This is a genomic window from Pseudomonas sp. FW305-96 (assembly GCF_058783825.1).
This window is the reverse complement of record NZ_JBYSYW010000014.1, coordinates 98,750-119,425: the sequence shown is the minus strand read 5'-3', so window position 1 is coordinate 119,425 and position 20,676 is coordinate 98,750. Positions and strand designations below refer to the sequence as shown.

Annotated in this window: 12 protein-coding genes; 7 read left to right on the top strand and 5 right to left on the bottom strand. The window is 67.3% G+C overall.

The window, feature by feature from the left end:
- Positions 1-32: 32 nt before the first annotated feature.
- Positions 33-926, bottom strand: coding sequence for a VOC family protein (locus AC3WL2_RS13245; protein ID WP_102685060.1), 894 nt, complete (start codon positions 924-926; stop codon positions 33-35).
- Positions 926-1,969 carry a methyltransferase gene (locus AC3WL2_RS13240; protein WP_102685061.1) on the bottom strand — a complete coding sequence of 348 codons (1,044 nt, stop codon included), beginning with the start codon at positions 1,967-1,969 and terminating at the stop codon, positions 926-928. Before AC3WL2_RS13240 ends, AC3WL2_RS13245 begins: the two co-directional genes overlap by 1 nt.
- A gap of 312 nt (positions 1,970-2,281) precedes the next feature.
- Between AC3WL2_RS13240 and AC3WL2_RS13235 the strand changes: the two genes are divergently transcribed.
- The gene (locus AC3WL2_RS13235; protein WP_102685062.1) at positions 2,282-2,926 is read left to right on the top strand and encodes a helix-turn-helix transcriptional regulator; all 645 of its coding nucleotides are present in this window, start codon (positions 2,282-2,284) and stop codon (positions 2,924-2,926) included.
- 34 nt (positions 2,927-2,960) lie between these two features.
- Here AC3WL2_RS13235 and AC3WL2_RS13230 read toward each other — a convergent pair whose 3' ends face one another.
- A complete protein-coding gene (locus AC3WL2_RS13230) occupies positions 2,961-9,302 on the bottom strand; it encodes a non-ribosomal peptide synthetase (protein WP_102685063.1) in 6,342 nt (2,113 codons plus the stop codon).
- Positions 9,303-9,721: 419 nt separating this feature from the next.
- Here AC3WL2_RS13230 and AC3WL2_RS13225 point away from each other — a divergent pair, with 419 nt between their 5' ends.
- Both AC3WL2_RS13225 and AC3WL2_RS13220 read left to right on the top strand, forming a co-directional pair.
- Positions 9,722-10,474, top strand: coding sequence for a helix-turn-helix transcriptional regulator (locus AC3WL2_RS13225; RefSeq protein WP_102685496.1), 753 nt, complete (start codon positions 9,722-9,724; stop codon positions 10,472-10,474).
- Positions 10,475-10,490: 16 nt separating this feature from the next.
- Positions 10,491-11,921: an efflux transporter outer membrane subunit gene (locus tag AC3WL2_RS13220; RefSeq protein ID WP_102690690.1), complete on the top strand. Its 1,431-nt coding sequence runs from the start codon at positions 10,491-10,493 to the stop codon at positions 11,919-11,921.
- On the opposite strand, the gene AC3WL2_RS13215 is transcribed toward AC3WL2_RS13220, so the two are convergent.
- Positions 11,891-12,643 (bottom strand): AraC family transcriptional regulator, encoded by a 753-nt coding sequence (locus AC3WL2_RS13215; protein WP_102682821.1) that lies wholly within the window; start codon positions 12,641-12,643, stop codon positions 11,891-11,893. The two genes, AC3WL2_RS13220 and AC3WL2_RS13215, sit on opposite strands and share 31 nt — an antisense overlap.
- Before the next feature lie 87 nt (positions 12,644-12,730).
- Entirely contained in the window at positions 12,731-13,156 is a 426-nt protein-coding gene (locus AC3WL2_RS13210; RefSeq protein WP_102682822.1) for a PACE efflux transporter, read from the bottom strand.
- Between the two features lie 315 nt (positions 13,157-13,471).
- Between AC3WL2_RS13210 and wecB the strand changes: the two genes are divergently transcribed.
- The 4 genes from wecB to AC3WL2_RS13190 are packed head-to-tail and all read left to right on the top strand — an operon-like array spanning position 13,472 to position 20,635.
- On the top strand, positions 13,472-14,626 hold the full coding sequence (gene wecB / locus AC3WL2_RS13205) for a non-hydrolyzing UDP-N-acetylglucosamine 2-epimerase (RefSeq protein WP_102682823.1): 1,155 nt from the start codon (positions 13,472-13,474) through the stop codon (positions 14,624-14,626).
- Positions 14,623-16,797, top strand: coding sequence for a cyclic di-3',5'-guanylate-activated glycosyltransferase NfrB (nfrB, locus tag AC3WL2_RS13200; RefSeq protein WP_102682824.1), 2,175 nt, complete (start codon positions 14,623-14,625; stop codon positions 16,795-16,797). The genes wecB and nfrB overlap by 4 nt, the downstream gene beginning before the upstream one ends.
- On the top strand, positions 16,794-19,796 hold the full coding sequence (locus tag AC3WL2_RS13195; protein ID WP_102682825.1) for a phage receptor: 3,003 nt from the start codon (positions 16,794-16,796) through the stop codon (positions 19,794-19,796). The genes nfrB and AC3WL2_RS13195 overlap by 4 nt, the downstream gene beginning before the upstream one ends.
- Positions 19,796-20,635: a DUF4434 family protein gene (locus tag AC3WL2_RS13190; protein WP_102682826.1), complete on the top strand. Its 840-nt coding sequence runs from the start codon at positions 19,796-19,798 to the stop codon at positions 20,633-20,635. Before AC3WL2_RS13195 ends, AC3WL2_RS13190 begins: the two co-directional genes overlap by 1 nt.
- The last annotated feature ends 41 nt before the right edge of the window (positions 20,636-20,676 follow it).

The window sequence follows — 20,676 nt, the reverse complement described above, 5'->3', positions numbered from 1 at the left end:
CAAAGGCACGGCAAGCGTGTGACGACGTGGGGTCAGAGACGGTCGAGGAGCAACCGCGGGTTGCTTTCGATCATCTCCACTTCGGCGCTGTACACCTCGATCACCAGCCCATCGGGGTCTTCGAAGTAGACGGCGCTGCGCACGTTGTCCGGCCCATGGTGATAACCCGGCGCCGGGCCGTTGCCCTTGACCAGCTTGATGGTGCCGGCGGCGGTGACCTGGTCGGCAATGCGCCTTACATCCTCGGGTAGTGCCCGTATGCCGATGTGGTAGCCGGCCGGGTAGCTGAACGACTCGCTCTGTTCGATGAAGAAGTCGAAGCCGTTAAGCTCCATGACTGCCTTGCGCGGGCCGAGGTTGTAGCAGTAGTTGGCGCCGAGTATGTCGCTGTAGAAGGCCTTGGACGCCTCCAGGTCGCGGGTCAGGATGTTCACGTGGTTCATTTCCGGACGCTGCCTGGCCCGCGCCGCCTCGTCCAGCTCCAGGCCGTCGAGGGAACGCCACAGTTTGGTTGCCGCGGCGAACTTGGCGAAGCCCGCCAGCCAGTCCTTGATCGCCACCCCGGGCACCTGCCCGCTGGCGATATCCAGCGGGTACGGGTAGAGGAAGCCCTGGCTGGCCTGCTGCCACTGGGCGATCACCCCCGTGGCGGACGGCAGCTGCGCCAGCGTGCCTTGCACCCGCACCAGCACCAGCGCGGTATTCCGGCACAGCCCGGCGGCCTCGCTGAGCAGGGTGTTCAGCGCTGTGGGGGGCGTGGCGCTGTCGAGCAACAGGCAGACCGCGTCCACCGGGCCCTGGCCGACCGGCTTCTGGCTGACCTGCAGGCTGAAACCCGCTGCGGCCGCGGCGCTGCCCAGGCTGTCCAGGGCCTGGGCAGCGGCGTCACCGAGCGGCGCGGCGTGCAATGCCAATAGACGCAACATCAGGCAGCCCTCCGGCCGATCAGCAGGGTGTAGCGGCCGATCGGTTCCTGCTCCACCGTGAGCCCCGCCGCTGCCATGCTGTCGATCAGGTAACGGCTGGGGTGCAGTTCACCGTTGACCGTGTTGAGCATCATGTGCAGGGAGAAGTCGGCCGACAGGGCCGGATGAATCTCATCGTCTTCCAGGGCCATGCTCAGCACCAGCAGCGCGCCGTCGCCCTCGACCATGCCAGCGGCGCCAGCGATCAGGGTGCGCACCTGCTCGCGGGTGAAGTAGTGCAGGCAGTCGTTGAGCATCACCACATCGGCGCGCTCGCCCTGGTACTGGGCCAGGTCCAGCAGGTTGCGGGCATGGAAACCCAGGCGCTCGTCGAGTCGGTACTTGGCGAAGGTGGCCGCGGCCGCCTCGCGGGTGGGTTCCAGGTCCCAGACCTCCCCTTTGACCTGCGGATGGCGGCTGGCGATCTCGGCCAGGTAGGTGCCGTGGCCGCCGGCGAGGTCGATCACCCGACGGGCCTTGTCGAACAGCGGCAGGTCACGCAGCACGTCCACCATCGGCTGGCTGAAACGGACCATGGCGTCGTTGAAGGCATCGCGGGCCGCCAGGTCGTGCTTGAAGCGGTTCTCCTGCTGGAAGTCCAGCGAATCGCGGCTGCGCAGGACTTCGTCCAGGCGTGGCCAGTTGTGCCACTGCAAGCGCTGATGGTCGATGATCGGGCCGATGAACTCGGCGCTGTCGCTGACCAGGAAACGCTGGCTCAGCGGCAGGTTCTCGAAGCCTTGTGCGGTGCGCTTGAGCAGGCCCATGGCCACCAGCGCGTTGAGGAAGATACGGCCCTTGTTCGGCACCCAACCCAGCGCATTGCTCAAAGCCTCGGCACCGACTGGCTGGCGGGTGTGGTCGAACACGCGCTGGGCCAGCGCCGAATGCAGGATGGCGGACTGGCGGTACTGGTCGGAGAGCTTCACCAGGTCGACCACGCCCTGCAGGCTGCTCACTTCATCGGCGTGTTCGTAGATGGTCACGGGTTTCTGGGCATTCATGCACTCACATCCCTGTCGAGTTGTTGTTTGATGGGCCCATGCCCGGCATTTGCCAGCAAGGTGTTGACGCACTTGCACGCACCCCTCCCTGGGACCGGCAAGCACAGGCTCCGCAGATCAGCCTAGACGCGGATCTAATAAATACAACTAATACCTTTTATATTTTTATCGCATATAAATTTTCTCATCGATAATCGTTCCCCCTTGCACAAATCACCGCGAATCCGGGCTATCCTTCGCCCACTTGCCTGCGCAAAGGATGGCCCAGGAGAGTGCCCGATCCGCTCATTCACGCCCGGTTTCCAGCGCTCCATGACCTCGACCACCGTAGATTCGAACTGCACCGCCGACCGCATCCTGTTCCTGCTCAAGACCCGCGGGCCGCTCAAGACCGCCGATCTTGCGCAATTGCTCGCCATCACCTTCGAAGCCGCCCGCCAGCAGGTGCAGAAACTGCAGGCGGCCGAGCTGATCAGCGGCATCAGCGTGCCGGCCAAGGGCGCCGGGCGGCCCTCGCAGAAATGGGCGTTGACCGCCACCGCCCAGCGCCGCTTCCCCGATTCCCACAGCGTGCTAACCCTGCAACTGATCGAGAGCGTCGAGCAGGTGTTCGGCAGCGATGGCGTCGACCGCCTGATCAGCCGCATGGAAGACAGCAACAGCCGCGAGTATCAGCAAGCCTGCGCAGGAGCCGAAAGCCTGGAAGACAAGGTGCGCATCCTTGTGCAATTGCGTGAACGCGCAGGCTACATGGCCGAGATCCAGGCCGACGGCGACAACTGGCTGATCGTCGAGAACCACTGCCCGATCTGCATTGCCGCCACCCGTTGCCAAGGGTTCTGCCGCAGCGAGCTGCAGGTGTTCCAAGCGGCAATCGGCGAACAAGGGCGGGTTGAGCGCTGCGAGCACCTGATCTCGGGGGACCGGCGCTGCGTCTATCGCATCTCGCCGCGGTAGCCCGCCCCCAGGCAGTGCTCGTCACGCCGCCCCATCAGATCCGCCGCCTGCCCTTGAGCGCCGGGATGGTGGTCTGGGCGATCTCCACCTGTACCTGCTCGCGGCGGGTATTGGCCGCGAGTCCCGCCAAGGTCGGCTGGCTGAACAGCAACCGCGCATCGGCGTGCAAGCCGGCCTGGCGCATGCGTGCCACCAGGCTGACCGCCAGCAGTGAATGCCCGCCCAGCTCGAAGAAGTTGTCGTCGCGACCGACCTGCTCGATCTTCAGCACTTCGGTCCAGATCTGCGCCAAGGCCTGCTCCAGCTCATCCCGCGGTGCCTGGTAGGCCCGGCTGATCACCGCCGCAGCGCCTGGCACCGGCAAGGCGTTGCGATCGACCTTGCCATTGGCGCTCAGCGGCAGCTCGGCCAGCAGCACGTAGGCCGACGGCACCATGTAGGCCGGCAGGCGCGCCAGCAGGTAGCCACGCAACGCCTCAGGTGTTGGCGCGTCGTGGTTATCGCGGCAGCTGGCATAGGCCACCAGGCGATCCTCGCGCACCAGCACCACGGCCTGGCCAAGGGCCGGGTGGCTCGCCAGTAGAGCCTCGATCTCGCCTGGCTCGATACGCAGGCCATTGAGCTTGACCTGGAAATCGTTGCGCCCAAGGAACTCCAGTTCGCCATCGGCGCGGTAACGCACCAGGTCGCCGGTGCGATACAGCCGGTCACCGGCCACGAACGGGCTGGCGATGAAGCGCTCGGCCTGCAGTGCCGGCAAGCCCAGGTAACCACGGGCCACGCCGATACCGCCGATGTGCAGCTCGCCGGCGCACCCCGTGGGCACCGGGCGGTCATGGGCGTCGAGCACATACAGGCGGGTGTTGCCGATTGGCCGCCCGATCGGTGGGGCGACGACGGGCAGTGGCTGCTGCGGTTCCAAGGTCCAGGCGGTGCTGTCGACGGTGGCCTCGGTGGGGCCATAGACATTGTGCAGGCGCACCCGGGGCAGTCGCTCGCGCACGCGCTGCGCCAGTGCCAGGGTCAGTTCGCCGCCCCCGCAGAACAGATCGCGCAGGCTGGTGCAGCGCTCTACGCCCGGGGTGTCGAGGAAGGCATGCAACAAGGCCGGCACGAACTTTACGGTGGTCACCTGGCGGGCCTGGATCAGTTGCACCAGGTAGGCCGGGTCACGGTGCCCGTCAGGGCGCGCCAGTACCAGGCGCAGCCCCGCGCACAATGGCCAGAACAGCTCCCATACCGAGCCATCGAAGCTGAACGGCGCCCGTTGCAGCAACCCGTCATCGGCCTGCGGCGGGCACAGGTCGCTGCCCCAGCGCATCAGGTTGCACAGCCCGCGGTGCTCGACCATCACGCCCTTCGGCGTGCCGGTGGTGCCTGAGGTATACATGACATAGGCCAGGTGCCCGCCGCCAAGCTCCGCCAGCGCGGGCGCCTGGTCGCTGTGCGCCTGCCAGGCGCCCTGGTCCAGGTCCACCAACGGTGTTTGCTGGCCATCGAACAGGCCGCGGGTGGCGCCCTGCACCAGCAGCGCCAGCGGTGCGCTGTCGGCGAGCAGGTAGTGCAGGCGCTCGTCGGGGTAGTCAGGATCCAGCGGCACATAGGCACCACCGGCCTTGAGCACGCCCAGCAGGCCGACGATCAGCGCCACGCCACGCTCGAGGCATACGGCGACCCGCGTGTCGGGCCGCACGCCGAGGCCTATCAAGTGGTGCGCCAGGCGATTGGCCTGGGCATCGAGCTCGCGGTAGGTCAGTTGCGTCTGCTCGGTCTGCAGCGCCACGGCATCCGGCGCGCGCCTCACCTGAGCGGCGAACATGGCCGGCAGATGCGGGTATCCAGGGTCCAGCGCCACCTCGGTGGCGTTGACGGTCTCCAGCAGGTAGCGGCGTTCATCCTCCGGCAAGGTCGACAGCGATTCGAGCGCCACCGGGGCTTGGCCGGCCAGCGCCTCGGCCAAGCCCCGCAGCGCGCACGACACATGCCCGAGCACACGCTCGGCGCCTAGCTCACGGGGCGCACGCACACTCAGGCGCAAGGTGTCGCCCTCCTCGTCCACGGTCAGCACCAGGGCATGGCTGTGCACCTCGCTGGCCTCGAGCAGCGACACGCCCGGCAACGACACAGTCTGCGCCGCGCCATGCCGATAGTTGAGCAGGCTGTCGAACAGTGCCACGCCGGCTGGCAGGCCGCTGCAACGCTGGGCCAGGACCAATGGCGCGTCCTCGTGCCCGAGCAGCGCCGCCAGTTGGCTATGGGTACCGGCCAGGGCCTGGGCCACGCTGCGCCCGGCCAGCGACACGCGCAACGGCAGGCTGTTGATGAACATGCCCAGCGCCCGGTCGGCGCCCTCGCCGGCCATCACCCGGCCCAGCAGCACGGTGCCGAAGACCACCTCGTCACGGCCGCCCAGCGCCCCTAGTACCTGCGCCCAGGCCAGGTGCATCAGGCTGCCAAGGCCGACATCGTGCTGGCGCGCGCGCTGGCGCAGGGTGGCGGCCAGGGCCTCGGGCACGGTGATGGCGCAGGTCTCGACCTGCGCCCCCCCTTGCGGCCCTTCAGCCATGCCGGCCAGCCGGGGCGGCGCCAGCACCCCGGCCAGGGCCTCGCGCAGGTACCGTTCATGGCTGGCCTGCCGGCGCTCATCGCGGCTCAGCGCAACATAGTTGCGGTAAGCCACCGGAACAGGCAGGTCATGGCCTTCGCCTGCCATCAGCGTCGCCAGCTCGGCGAGCAGCACCTGCACCGAGACCGCGTCGTTGACCAGATGGTGGAAATGCAGCAGGCCCAGCCATCGCGCCTGCACGCTGTCCTCGACACAGGCCAGGGCCATCATCGGTGCCTGGCGCAGGTCAAGCCGCAGCCCCTGTTCGCGTAGCCGCGCGGCCGCATCGCCCGGGCCGGGCCCGAGCACGCTCAATGGCAGCCAAGCCTGGCGCCACACCACCTGCTGGGGCTGTGCCAGGCCTTCCCAGGCCAGGCTGGTGCGCAGGATGTCGTGGCGCTCGATGACCCGGGCCAGGGCCTGGTTGAACGCCTCCAGCGCCGCCCTGCTGTCGAAGGCGAAGAGCGCCTGCTGCAGGTAGGGATCGCGCTCGTCGGTGAGGTGATGGTACAGCAGCCCTTCCTGCAACGGCGCCAGGGGGTAGATCTCCTGCACATTGGCCGCGCCGCCCGGAACCGTGCCGACGATCTGGTCGATGCTGGCCTGGTCGAGGTGGGTCAAGGCCAGCATCTCGGGGGTGACGCGCTGGCAACCCGGCGCCACGCGGTTGGCCGGTACCGCTTGCGCGGGGGCGCTGCCGAGCGAAGCGGCGAGGCTGGCCAGGGTCGGCTGGCCGAACAGCACCTGGGCATCGGCGTGCAGCCCTGCCTGGCGCATGCGCTCGATCAGGCGTACCGCCAGCAGCGAATGGCCCCCCAGTTCGAAGAAGTGATCATGCCGCCCGATCTGCTCTACCTCCAGCAGCTCGGCCCATAGCGCGGCCAGGCGCTGCTCGAGCTCGCCCTGCGGTGGCTCGTGGGTACGCCGCACCGAGGCTTCGCTGTCCGGTGCCGGCAAGGCGCGACGGTCGAGCTTGCCATTGGCGGTCAGCGGCCAGGCCGCCATCGCCACATAGGCCGAAGGCAGCATTGCCGCGGGCAAGCGGTCGCGCAGGTGCTCATGCAGGTCCAGCGGGGTCAGTACCTGCCCGGCGACATACCAGGCCACCAACTGCCCGTCACGCAGCAGTACCACGGCCTCACGCACGGCCGCGTGGCTCGCCAGCGCACTCTCGATCTCGCCCAGCTCCACCCGCACACCGCGGATCTTCACCTGGTCGTCACTGCGGCCCAGATACTCCAGGGTGCCCTCGGGCAACCAGCGCACCAGATCCCCTGTGCGGTACATCCGCGCGCCAAGCTGCTGGGCGAAAGGGTCGTCAAGGAAGCGTTCGGCGGTGAGCTCGGGGCGGTTCAGGTAACCACGGGCGACCCCCGCGCCACCAATGTACAACTCGCCCAGGGCGCCCACCGGCAGTTGTCGCCCCTGGGCATCCAGCACGTACAGGCGCGCATTGGCCACCGGCGCGCCGATATGCAGCACCTGCCCGGGGTGCACCTCGCCAGCGCTGGCGACCACCGTGGCCTCGGTCGGGCCGTAGTTGTTGATGATCCGGCAACCCCGCTCCCGGGCCAGGCGCCGCAGGCGGTCGCCGCCGACCAGCAAGGTCTGCAAGGTCGGGTGTGGCTCGCCCTGGGCGAAGGCGTGCTCGGCGACTGGCGTGGGCAGGAAGCTGACCTGCAACGGCTGGGCGCGCCACCAGCGCAACAGCGCATCGATATCCTCGCCCCCTTCGCCCACCGGCGCCAGGTGCAGCGTCGCGCCGGCGCACAGGGCTGGCCAGACTTCCCAGGCCATCGCATCGAAGCCGAAGCCGGCCAGGCTGGAGGCATGGCTGCCCGCGTGCAGGTCAAAGGCAGCACAGTGCCAGTCGACCAGATTGGCCAGCATGCGGTGCTCGACCATCACGCCCTTGGGTTGGCCGGTGGAGCCGGAGGTGTAGATCACGTAGACCAGGTTGGCGCCGGACAGCTGGGCTACCTGGGGGTTGGCCAGCCCTGCCCTGGCCGATGGCAAGCGGTCCAGCTCGATCACCGGCACGCTCGTGGCCGGCAGGCGGTCACGCAGGCCCGAGAGGGTCAGCACCACCTTCGGCGCGCAGTCATCGATCAGGTACTGCAGGCGCTCGCTCGGGTGCGCCGGGTCCACCGGCACATAAGCCGCGCCAGCCTTGAGCACCGCGAGCAAGCCGACCAGGGTGTCCAGGCCGCGCCGGGCGAGCACCGCCACCCGCTGCTCTGGCAGCACGCCCATGGCCAGCAGTTGCGCGGCCAACTGGTTGGCGCGGTCGTTCAGTTCGCCGTAGCTCAGGCTGCGCCCCTGATGCACGGCGGCCGTCGCCCCGGCGCGTGTCGCGGCCTGGGCCTCGATGCGTCGGTGAACCAAGGCTGGGCCCTCGGGGCCTTGGGCGGTGGCGTTCCACTGCCGCAGGCGCTGGTGTTCCTCGGCAAGCAACAGGTCGTAGCTGTCGATGCCCGCCTGCGGTTGCTCGAGCCCTTGGGCCAGCACATGAAGCAAGCGCGCGCTGAACGCTTCGACCTCCTCGGACACCAGCCAGGCCTGGTTGTACACCAGATGCAACCAGGCCTTGCCATTGTGCGGATTGCTGCGCAGGTAAATCGACAACGGGGTGGGCTCGTGGTCGTTGCACACTTTGACGCTGTGTGCGCCGAGGCTGCCGTAACGCAAGTCGTGACCCTCTTCCTCGTAGGACACGGTGATCTCGAACAACTGCCCACGGGCCTCGCGGGACAGGCCCAGCGCACGGTTGAGCTCGCTCAGCGGCAAGCGCTGGTGGCGCAGGTCGCGCTTCAGGGTGTCGCCAATGCGCCGCACCAGATCGGCAAAACTCAAGGTCCTGCCGAAGTCCATGCGCAACGCATTGACCTGGGCGAACATCCCTTGCGTCGCCTTGGCCCGGGCATTGCCACGGTTGCGCACTGGTAAGCCGATTACCCAGTCGTCACGCTGCCAGGCCCGGGCGCAGCAGACATGCAGCGCCGCCAGCAACACATGCAGGGCCGACCCCTGCAACTCGGCGGCCAGCTGGTGCATGCGCGTCAGCAATCTGGTGTCGAAGCTGCACTCCAGCGCATTGCTCGGCGTGGCGGTGGCGGGCAGCCCCTGGTCACGTGGCCTGAGCAACGCATCGGGCAGCGTCCGGTACTTGTCCAGCCAGTAGGCGAGGTCACGCTGCTGGCGTGCCGAGCCCTGGTACGCCAGGTCGTCCTCGATGAAGGCCTGGTAGGACGGCGCTGAGTCCGGCAACGCCAGGCCCTGTTCAAGCCAACCATAGTACTGGCCCAACTGGTAGACGAACTGCTCCAGGCCCCAACCATCGAAGATCAGGTGGTGACCTTGCAGGACCAACAGGCTGCGGCACTCGCTCAGGTGGAGCAGCGCCATGCGCACCAGTGGCCCGCGCTCGAGGGCGAAGCGCTGTTGCAGCAACGTCTTGATCAGCCCCTGCGCCGCCTCGAACGGTGCGCTGTGGTCGCGCAGGTCATGCTCGTCCAGCGCGACCCGCACGTCGCGGGCGAAGCGCTGGCGCGCCAGGCCATCGCCACCGGCATGGCGCACCAGCACCGTGCGCAACCCGTCGTGCACGCGGACCAGATGGTCAAGCGCCTGGCTCAACAGCCCGCAGTCCACACGGCCATCGAGCTCGACATAACCGCCGACATTGTAGAGCGGCGAATCGCCATGGCTGATCTGGTCGAGCCAGATGTCGCGCTGGGCGCAGGTCAGGGGAAAGGTGTCGGCGGCGGACATGGCGTGGATCTTCCTTGAAACGGGGTCGTTCGCGGATTCAAGCACCCACCCCGGCCCCTGTATGGCCCCCCAAACCCGGACAATGGCAGGGCCTTTTTGCTCAGCCTGAACCTGCGGAATCTTTTGTAGGACATTGACGCTAGCGGGCAGCCGGCAGCGGCCTACCCCTGTGAGCGAGCGTGGCAAACGCCGCCGATCTCGCCGCTTACCGGCGCCAATTGTCCGACAATCCTGCGATCCGCAAGGTACATCAGGGGAAAAACACCGACTTTTCTTGTCGGATTAATTGGCATTTCCTGTCCCCGCTTTCCGCTACAGACGCAGGCTTGGAGCCTGCTATTCAATAGCGCCAAGCCCCAGCACAGAGAGGACTCGACCGCGAGACCCCGCCGCGTTACCGGATCAAGGAAGACAAGCACATGAAGCTGATCGACAGCCTCGAACACTGCCACGACCCGCACCTGTACCTGCAACTGGGGGCACTGGTTGCCAGCACCGGCGATGGCACCTTCGCCGAACAGATGTTCCAGTTGATCGGTGACCAGGTGCCGCTCCATCGCCTCGACCTCAGCGAATGGACCCTCGACAGCGACCAGGCCAGCATCCGCCAGGTCAAGGCACTGGGCAGTGCCGGCCGCCCCGAGGAAACACCGGTTCAGGAGCCTCTGCGCCACCCCCTGCTGCAAAGCATCATGCGCATGGAAGACCCGCTGCTGATCCAGATAAACGCCCCCGTGCACCAGTGCAACCTGGTATCGCGCAGCGGCAACCGGCGCTGGGTCATCTGCTGCCAACGGCTGCGCAGCGAGGGAATGTTCTCGCTGGCCGAGCTGTCGCTGCTCAAGCGCCTGTCCGACACACTGCTGCCGTTGGTCGAGCATCACGCCCAGCTGTTCCTGCAGGCGGCCAGTCGCCGCCCGGGCGGCCTGCTGCCCGATGAGACCGGGTCGCTGCGCCAGGTGTTCACCGAGCGCCTGGAGCAAGACGCAATCCGCCTGTCCAGCCGCGAGCAGGAGGTGTGCATCGGCCTGCTCACCGGTGGCACCGTGCCGCAGATGGCCCAGCGCCTGAACGTGAAGAGCAGCTCGATCGAGACCTACCTCAAACGCGCCACCGCCAAGCTCGGCGTCAGCGGACGCCACGGCCTGGCCCGCTGGATGGCCGGCACTTGAACCCAGAGACCCTGCCATGCGGCAAATCACACTACCCTTGCTTGCCCTCGTGCTGACCGGCTGCAGCCTGGCCCCCGACTACCAGCGCCCCCCCTCGCCCAGCGCCGAGCAATACCCCAGCGGCCCCGCCTATCGGGGCGGGCCGTCCACCACGGCACTGCCCCGCGACTGGCAGGGGGTCTTCCGCGACCCGGTGCTGCGCCAACTGCTCGACACCGCGCTGGCCAACAACCGCGACCTGCGCGTGGCCGTGCTCAACGCCGAAGCCTACCGCGCCCAATACCGCATCCAGCGCGCCGAGTTACTGCCGAAGATCGCCGCCAATGCCCAAGGCACACGCCAGTACCTGCCACGGCGGCGTACCGGTGGCGAAGGCGTGATCAGCACACAGCAATCGGCCACCATCGGCATCAGCGCCTATGAGCTGGACCTGTTCGGCCGCCTGCGCAGCCTCAGCAACCAGGCCCTGCTCAGTTACCTGGCTACCGACGAGGCACGGCGTGGCGCCGAGCTCAGCCTGATCAGCAGCGTTGCCGGCGCCTACCTGACCTGGCGCGCCGACCAGGAACTGCTGGCCCTGTCGCGCCAGACCTTGCAGGCCGACGAGAAAAGCCTGCGCCTGACCCAGCGCCAGCGCCGCACCGGCACGCTGTCGGCGCTCGACCAGATCCAGGCCACCACCCGGGTCGACAGCACCCGCGCCGCCGTCGCGCGCTATACCCGCCTGGCCGCCCAGGACCTCAACCAGTTACAGCGCCTGGTCGGCGCGCAGGTCGATGAGCACCTGCCGCCCCTGCCCCTGGCCAACGAGCAGATCGCCCGGGTGCCGGCCGGCCTGCCCGCCGACCTGCTGCAGCGCCGGCCCGATATCCGCCAGGCCGAATACCAGTTGCAGGCCGCCAACGCCAACATCGGCGCGGCACGGGCGGCGTTCTTCCCAAGCATCAGCCTGACCGCCAACGCCGGCAGCAGCAGCCGCGAGCTGGCCGACCTGTTCGATGCCGGCACCGGCAGCTGGCTGTTCCAGCCGCAAGTGAACCTGCCGCTGTTCAATGCCGGCAGCCTGCGCGCCAGTCTCGATTACGCCAAGCTGCAAAAGGACATGCAGGTGGCGCGCTACGAAAAATCGATCCAGACCGCCTTTCAGGAGGTGGCCGACGGCCTGGCGGCGCGCACCACCTACCAGCAGCAGCTGCAGGCCCAACGCGACCTGGTCGAGGCCAGTCAGCGCTACCACGACCTGGCCGAGAATCGCTACCGCAACGGCATCGACAGCAGCCTGACGTTCCTCGATGCGCAGCGCTCGCTGTTCAGCGCCCAGCAAGGCCTGATCAGTGATCGCCTGGCGCAGTTGCTGGCCGAGGTGAACCTGTTCACCGCGCTGGGCGGCGGCTGGGACGAAGCACCAGGGCTGGCCTACCAGCGCTCGGCGGTCCTGCCGAAGTAGACCGATGGCGACACCCCGAGGGTACGGCGGAACATCGCGCTGAACGCGCTGGGGCTGTCATAGCCCAGGTCCAGCGCCACCTCCAGCACCGACTGTCCGGCCGCCAGGGCATCCAGGCTGGCCAACAGGCGCATGCGCCGCAGCCATTGCACCAGGCTCAACCCGGTCTCGCGCTGGAAGGCGCGAGTCAGGGTGCGCGCATTCAAGCCGCTGTAGGCCGCGGCGCGAGCCAGGCTCCAGTCCTCGGACGGGGCCTGGCGCAGCGCTTCGCACAGTCCTTGCAGGTGCGCCGAATGCGGGCTCGGCACATGCAGGGCGAACACCGGCAGCACGCGGATCTCGTCGAGGATAAGTTGCATGATCCGCGCCTCGCGGCCTTGCGCCGGATGATCGGGGGCGATGTCCATGGCGCGGATGATCAGTTCGCGCAGCAACGGCGAGATCTCGATCACCTGGCATTGACGCGGCAAGTCCGGGCGCGCGCCCGGGTCGACGAACAGGGTGCGCATGCGCACCACGCCGGCCATGCGCAGCTCATGATCGACAGCCGCCGGTACCCACACACCTCGCCCAGGGGGGACCACCCAGTTGCCCTCGCGGGCACTGACCGTGACCACGCCGCTGATGGCATGGATCAGCTGGGCGCGGTCATGGCAATGCGGGGCGATGTGCTCGCCATGGCGGTAGTTCTCGGCGAGCGGCAGGATGATAGGGCGCGGCATTGATGCGAGCCTGGCAAGGGTGAATACGGATTATTGGCGATGCGCGATTCAAAGGGGAATCCCAGGGGCTTGTGCGAAAAGCCCCGATCAGCAGCCCTGCGCCGAGACTGGCACATCGAAAACCTTGTCGAAGCCCCACTGGAACACGAACGCATAGACGAAGAAGAACACGAACAACGCCAGGTTGGTGACCAGCGCCGCCCACAGGCCGATATCCAGCCAGTACGCCACCAGCGGCAGCAGGATCAGCACCAGCCCGCCCTCGAAACCCAAGGCATGCAGCAGGCGCCGCAGCAAGGTGCGGCTGCGCTTGTGCTGGCGCGCCTCCCAGCGCTCGAAGGCCCAGTTGTAGGCCATGTTCCAGCTCATCGCGATGCCCGACATGAGGACCGACAATACCGTCGACTGCGCCATGCCCGCGCCGAACGCCAGCTCCAGCGCCGGTGCCACGCAAGCCACGGCGATGGCCTCGTAAAGGATGGCCTGGACGACCTTGCGCGCCTTGCCTTGCATGTTCAACTCCTTGAATAAAAGACCCGCAAAGCTACAAGAAGTAAGCCTCAAGAAAAAGTCAGAAATACTTTATTGACTGACCGTTCAATCAAGAAAAATTAGCATAAACGTTTCCGCAACACCCATCCCTGGCGTCCGGCACCACCTTCCGCCGGCACGACCCATGCCTCGAAGCCTCTCGGCCAAGGCCTGCCCGGCACGTCTTGGGGCATGCCGCGCATTGGACAACCCTATGATCGACTGCTTGTATTTATGACTGGCAAGCGTCGACACGTCGTACACCTTCGTCCAGGGAATCGAACGAGGAACTACACGATGGCTTACACCGTGATGATGGTATTCGGTACCCGCCCCGAAGCGATCAAGATGGCCCCGCTGGCCCGCGTCCTGCGCGACTGGCCCGAGGTCGACCTGCAGATCTGCTCCACCGGCCAGCACCGCGAAATGCTCGAACAGGTCCTCACCGCCTTTGGCCTCGCGGTCGACCAGGACCTGCAGGTGATGACCCAGAACCAGACCCTCAACGGCCTGGCCCGCGACCTGCTGGACAAGCTCGACCAGGCCTATGAACAGGTCGGGCCCGATATCGTCCTGGTCCACGGCGACACCACCACCAGCTTCATCGCCTCGCTGGCCGCCTTCCAGCGTCACATTCCCATCGGCCATGTCGAGGCCGGCCTGCGCACCGGCAATCTGCAGCAGCCCTGGCCCGAGGAAGCCAACCGACGCTTGACCGGCGTGCTCGCCGACCTGCACTTCACCCCCACCCGCGACTCCGACGCCAACCTGATCCGCGAAGGCGTGCCACCCGAGCACATCGAGGTCACCGGCAACACGGTGATCGACGCCCTGCTGTGGATGCGCGACAAGCTGAACAAGGACAACTGGCGCCCCGCCGCCAACTCCCCGCTCAATGTGCTGCGCGACGACCAGCGCATGGTGCTGATCACCGGCCACCGCCGGGAAAATTTCGGCAGCGGCTTCGAACGCATCTGCCTGGCCCTGGCCGAACTGGCCCTGCGCTACCCCGACGTACAGTTCCTCTACCCGGTGCACCTCAACCCACAGGTGCAGCACGCGGTGTACAGCGTGCTCTCGGGGCGCGACAACATCCATTTGGTCGCGCCCCAGGACTACCCGCACTTCGTCTGGCTGATGAACCGCGCCCATATCATCCTCACCGACTCGGGCGGCGTGCAGGAAGAGGCCCCCGCGTTGGGCAAGCCGGTGCTGGTGCTGCGCAAGGTCACCGAGCGACCCGCCGTGCTCAAGGGCGGCACGGTCAAGCTGGTCGGCACGCTCACCGAGCGCATCGTCCAGGAGACCAGCCAGTTGCTCGATGACCCGTCGGCCTACGAGCGTATGGCCCAGGTCTACACCCCCTTCGGTGACGGCCATGCCAGCGAGCGCATCGCCGAACGCCTGAGCCGCTGGTTCGCCGAGCAATCCGCCGCACGGGACAACGCATGAGCCTGGCCTTCATCGATTTCCTCACCTACGTCCTGTTCGGCCTGAAGATCCTTGCCATCATCCTGGCGACACTGATGTTCCTGCTGGGCCTGGACGATCTGTTCATCGACCTGTGCTACTGGGGCCGCAAGCTGATCCGACGTTTCCGGATCTACGACAAGTTCGACAAGGCCGACGAAAAGCGCCTGTTCGAAGTGCCGGAAAAACCCCTGGCAATCATGGTGCCGGCCTGGAACGAGGTCGGCGTGGTCGGCGAGATGGCGCGCCTGGCCGCCTCGACCATCGACTACGAGAACTACCAGATCTTCGTCGGCACCTACCCCAACGACCCGCAGACCCAGGCCGACGTCGACGCCGTGTGCCTGCACTACCCCAACGTGCACAAGGTGGTCTGCGCCCGTCCCGGCCCCACCAGCAAGGCCGACTGCCTGAACAACATCATCGACGCCATCCTGCGTTTCCAGCAGGACGCGCGCATCGAGTTCGCCGGGTTCATCCTGCATGACGCCGAGGATGTCATCTCGCCCATGGAACTGCGCCTGTTCAACTACCTGCTGCCGAACAAGGACATGATCCAGATCCCGGTGTACCCCTACGCCCCGGAATGGAAGGGTTTCACCGCCGGCCACTATGTCGACGAGTTCGCCGAGAACCACGGCAAGGACGTCATCGTGCGCGAGGCGCTCACCGGCCAGGTGCCCAGCGCCGGGGTCGGCACCTGCTTCAGCCGCCGGGCGATCAGCGCGCTGCTGGAGGACGGCGACGGCATCGCCTTCGATGTGCAGAGCCTCACCGAAGACTACGACATCGGTTTTCGCCTCAAGCAAAAGGGCATGAAGTGCATCTTCGCCCGCTATTCCATCACCGACCCTGCGCTGGCCCTCAAGCAGGAGTGGCGCCCCGGCATGAGCCGCGAATTCGCCCAGGTGATCTGCGTACGCGAGCATTTTCCCCGTGACTGGCAGCACGCCATCCGCCAGAAATCGCGGTGGATCGTCGGCATCGTGTTCCAGGGCACCAGCAACCTCGGCTGGAGCCGCAAGGGCGCGCTCAACTACTTCCTCTGGCGCGACCGCCGCGGGCTGTTCGCCTACCTGTTGAGTTTTTTGGTCAACCTGTTGCTGCTGGTGCTGCTGGCCATGTGGCTGGTCACGGTGATCGCGCCGGAGTCGTGGCGGTTCATGTCGATCCTCAGCGACAGCACGCTGCTCAGCACCTTGCTGTGGCTCAACGGCCTGCTGCTGTTCAATCGCCTGTTCCAGCGGTTCTGGTTCGTCACCCGCTACTACGGCGTCTTCGAAGGCTTGCTCTCGGCACCACGAATGATGTGGAGCAACTTCGTCAACTTCTTCGCCAACCTGCGTGCCCTGCGCCAGGTGATGGAGATGGGCGATTCGCGGCGGGTGGCCTGGGACAAGACCACCCACGAGTTCCCTGCCCTCGCCGCGCCGGCACGCACCCCGCTGGGCCATCGCCTGGTGGAGAAAGGCCTGATCAGCGAAGAACAGCTGGAGCAGGCCATCACCAGCCCGGTACGCCGGCGCCTGGGCCGCGAGCTGCTGCTGCGCGGCTGGCTCACCAGCGAACAGCTGGTCGAGACCCTGGCCGAACAACTGGACCTGCCCTGGGCGCCGCTCAATCCGTTCAGGATCGCCCCGGCGCTGATCGCCAAGCTGCCGCGCAAGCTCGCCACCCACTATGGCGTGCTGCCTGTGGACGAAGACGGCGACACCCTGGTGCTGGCCAGCGAAAGCCCGGTCAGCCAGGTCTCGCTGGGGGTCATCAGCCGCCAGCTCAAACGCCCGGTGCGTGCCCGCCTGGCGCCGCAGGGGCGCGTTACCCTGGGCCTGCGCTATCACTACCCGAGCCCTTGGCAGAAACCCGAGACCCGGGAAATGCTCGAGGTACTCGAACGCCACCAGGACGATGCCGCGCTGCTGGAGAGGGTCGGTACCCACCAGGTGATGCTCGGTTCGCTGCTGCAAGTGCGCGGCATGGTGCCGGTGACCCTGTTCAACCAGGCCCTGATCGACTTCAACCCTGAGCAGCAGAGCCTGGGCGAGCACCTGATCGCCCGCGGCATCATCACCGAGGAGGTGCTGCAGCAAGCCCTCGCCGAGCAGGCCAGCGAACAGCAGGCCGCCTACGACCTGACCCGGGAGGTGGCATGACGCCCCGTCTTTCCCTGACCATCGCCAGCCTGCTGCTGTGTTCTTCCGCCCTGGCCGCACCGACCAAGCCGATGACCGACTTCCAGCGCTTCACCAGCTACCCCTTCATGGAGCGTGGCTATCGGGAGGCGCAGAAAGACAACTGGGCCGAGGTCGAGCGCCTGACCCGCCATGTGCTGGGGCGCGTGCCGAACAACAACGAAGCCCGCGCCCTGCTGGCCGAAGCCCTGGCCCATCAACGGCGGTACAAGGAAGCCCAGGCCATCGCCGAAGACCTCGACGACAATCCTGAACACGCCGATGCCCTGCTGGAGCTGCGCCTGACCTGGATCGAACAGGACCCGCCGGCCGCGAGCCAGGTGGAGGCCTGGCTCGCCGACAGCCAGGGCCAGCAGCGCGTGCGCCTGTGGCAGGCCTACAGCGTCAGCCTGGCCAAGTTCGGCGGCGCGGCCAAGGCCCTGGAGTGGCTGAACCATCTGCCGGTGCGCGACGATGGCATGGTGTTGCGCATGACCCGGGCCAACTTCGCCGAGCAGCTGCGCAACTGGGGAGAGACCATCGACCAGTTGCAACCGCTGGCCGACCAGGGCCAACTGCCCCCGCAGGACTGGCAGCGCCTGGCCAATGCATATATCCAGCAGGTCGATGAAAAGGGCCTGAACTCACTCCTGGCCAGCGCACCTTCCCAGGAAGCGGCGACCCGCGCCCGCCTGGCCATGGCCAACCGCGCCATCGCCATGGGCCACAACCAGCAGGCCGAGCGCTGGCTGCAGAGCCTGCCCGCCGAGCAACTGCAGCACCCCGAGCAGCGTCAGCAGCTGTGGGAGCTGGCCCGTGAAGGCGATGATGCGCCGCTGGTGCGCCAGCTGAGCAATGAACTGCAACGCCCGTGCCTGGAGACCGTCGACTGGCTGTCCCACAAGGACCTGAAGCTGGCCCGCGAGCAGCTCGGCCAATGCCAGGCCCGCGACAATCCGCGCAGCTATGCCATCCTCAGGCAACGCCTGTATGGCGAACCCGCGCAGCCTGCGCAACCGCGCACCGCGACGCAGTGGGAGCAACGCTACCGACAGACTGGCGATCTCGCCGCCCTGGAACAAGCCAGCTTCATGCTGCTCGAGAGCGGCCAGAGCGAGCGCGCCCGGCAGTTGCTCGACAACGCCTACGCGCATCGCCAGGGCAGGCTGACGCCCTCGCTGCTGCAACGCCTGGGCAATCTCTATGCGCGCAACGACGGCCCGCTGGACGGTCCACGCATGCTCGCCCTGGTGCCACGGGTCGATGCCGTCACCCGTGGCCAGCTACTGGGCCGCCTGGCCGAAGCCGGCCAGTGCGACGCCGTGCGCAAGGCCATCCCGGCCACCCCGGTCGAAGCCGGGCAGTATCGCGCCCTGGGGCGCTGCGCCATGCCTGATCAGCCCGGCGAAGCTGTGGTCTATTACCAGGCCGCCGAACGCCTGGGCGATAGCGGCAGTCGCCTGCCCCTGGCCTACGCCCTGGAAGCCTCCGGCGACTCAGAGGCAGCGCTGCCGATCTGGAACAGCCTGCCGGCCAGCGCCTGGACCAACAATGCGCGCCTGACCGCCGCCCGTGGTGCGCTGAACGCCGGTGACGCCAACACCGCCCGCCGCCACTGGGATGCGGCGGCGCACCAGAGTGCCGACGACTGGGCGCTGGGCGCCGCCATTGCCCAGCGCCAGGGCGACCCGCAGCAGGCCCTGGCCTTCCAGCGCGAAGCGCTGCGTCATGCCCCGCGCGCCGATCACTACTACGCTGCCGCCGGCACCGCCCAGCAGGCCGGCGACAGCGCCCAGAGCAGCGCCTGGCTGGCCGAGGCCGTGCGCCTGGCGCCGGACCAGCCGCGTTACCGCGCCGACTACGGCATGCGCCTGGCGGGCTCGGCGGACAAGCAGCAACGCCGCCAGTCCATACCCTACCTGGAGCGCGCCAGCCGCGACTTCCCCGAGGACTACCGCCTGGGCGAAACCCTGGCCCTGCGCTACGACGAGGTCGAGGACAGTGCCTCGGCCCGCCGCGAGCTGCGCCAGGTACTGGACGTGGAGCGCAACCTGGTCGACGGCGACGACGAGTACGGCAGCCTGGAGGCGCGCAAGTACCGCCAGCGCCGCGCCCATGAAGCCCTGTCGCGCCGCGACAGCATCACCCTGGCCAGCACCTGGTCGCCCGCCGGCACTTCGACCAACGACAAGTTCCTCGACAGCGGCGAACGCAGCGGCAGCTCGCGCCGGGCCCGCTCGCAGAACGTGCAGCTGGCGATGTGGGACCACGCCCTGGGCGAGGAGCCCAGCCGCAATGGCAGCACCCTGTCGGTCTACGGCCGCGTGCTGTTCGGTGGCCAGAGCCGCACCGACTATGCGCAGAGCATGGGCACCGGTGTTGGCCTGCGCTACAAGCCGCTCGGCCAGGCCAACCTCAACCTGTACGCCGAGCTGTACCACCAGCGCCAGATCGACAGCACGCACTACAGCGGCCTGAGTCTGGGCGAACTGCTCAGCCCGGCCAAGGTCGGCGGCAACTGGGGCGACCTGCGTCACAACGCCGAATCGAGCAACGACCTGCTGCTGCGCGCCACGGCTTCGTTCCTGGATCAGGGCAAGTACCGCAACGACTGGCGTATCGACGAGGACGACTGGGACGAGCGCTTCCTCTACCTCGACGCCGCCTGGTGGACCCGTGCCGGCGACCATGCCTGGCTGTCGCGCTTCCAGCAGGGCCATGCGTGGAAACTGCCCAGCCAGTCGCCGCAGACGATCATGCCCTACGGCTTTCTTGAATTTTCCAGCCAGGACCCGAGCAATGACTGGCGCCAGGACGCCCGCGCCGGGGTCGGCGTGCGCTGGCAGTGGTGGTTCGACGATGACCGCTACAACGCCTATCGCGGTTCGTTGAAAGTACGCGCCGAGTACCAGCAGGCACTGGGCGGCAACCTCTACGAGCGCGGCAACGGCGTACTGCTGGGTGTGGAGATGAACTTCTGATGCGTAGCTTCCTGGCTCTCTGCCTGCTGATCCTGTGGCTACCCGCCCAGGCCGACCAGCGCCTGTTCTACCAGCCGCTCAACCGTGACGCGAACGTCACCCCGGCGCAGTGGCAAAACCTGTGGCGAGCCACCGTGGCCCAGGGCGGCAAGACCCTGATCGTGCAGTGGAGTGCCTACGGCGACAGCGAGTTTGGAGGCTCCGAGGGCTGGCTGGCCGGGAGCCTGCGCGAAGCGCGGGCCCAAGGCCTCGAGCTGGTGCTGGGCCTGTACATGGATCCGGCCTACTACCAGCGCCTCGAACAGCTCGACGGCGAAGGCCTGAACAGTTACTTCAAGGCGCAGCTGGGACGCTCGCTCACCCAGTATCAGCAGCTCAAGGCCGACTGGGCGCTGCCGGTGGCCGGCTGGTACCTGCCCATGGAACTGGACGACCTGCACTTTCGCGACCCGGCCAGGCGCGATGCGCTGCACACGCAATTGCAGGCTTTCAACCGGCAACTGGACAAGCCCCTGCATATCAGCGCGTTCAGCGCCGGGCAGCTGTCGCCGCGGGTCAATGGCGCGTGGCTGGAGCAGTTGGCCAGCCTTGGCCTGAACGTCTGGTGGCAGGACGGCGCCGGCACGGGGCGCCTGACGCCGCTGGTACGCCAAGGCTATGAACAGGCCCTGCCCTGCCGGGTGGGCATCGTGCGCGAGGCATTTCGCCAGGTCAGCAAGCCTAGCCAACCGTTCCACGCCGAACCTGCGCAGCCGGCGCTGAGCGGAGGTTGTCACGCCGAAGCCGTGTTCGCCCTGCGCTATCGGCCCTGGGCCAGAGGGACGCTTTCCAGGGATTGAAACCAGCCGCCTGAACGAATCTCATCGCGGGGCAAGCCCGC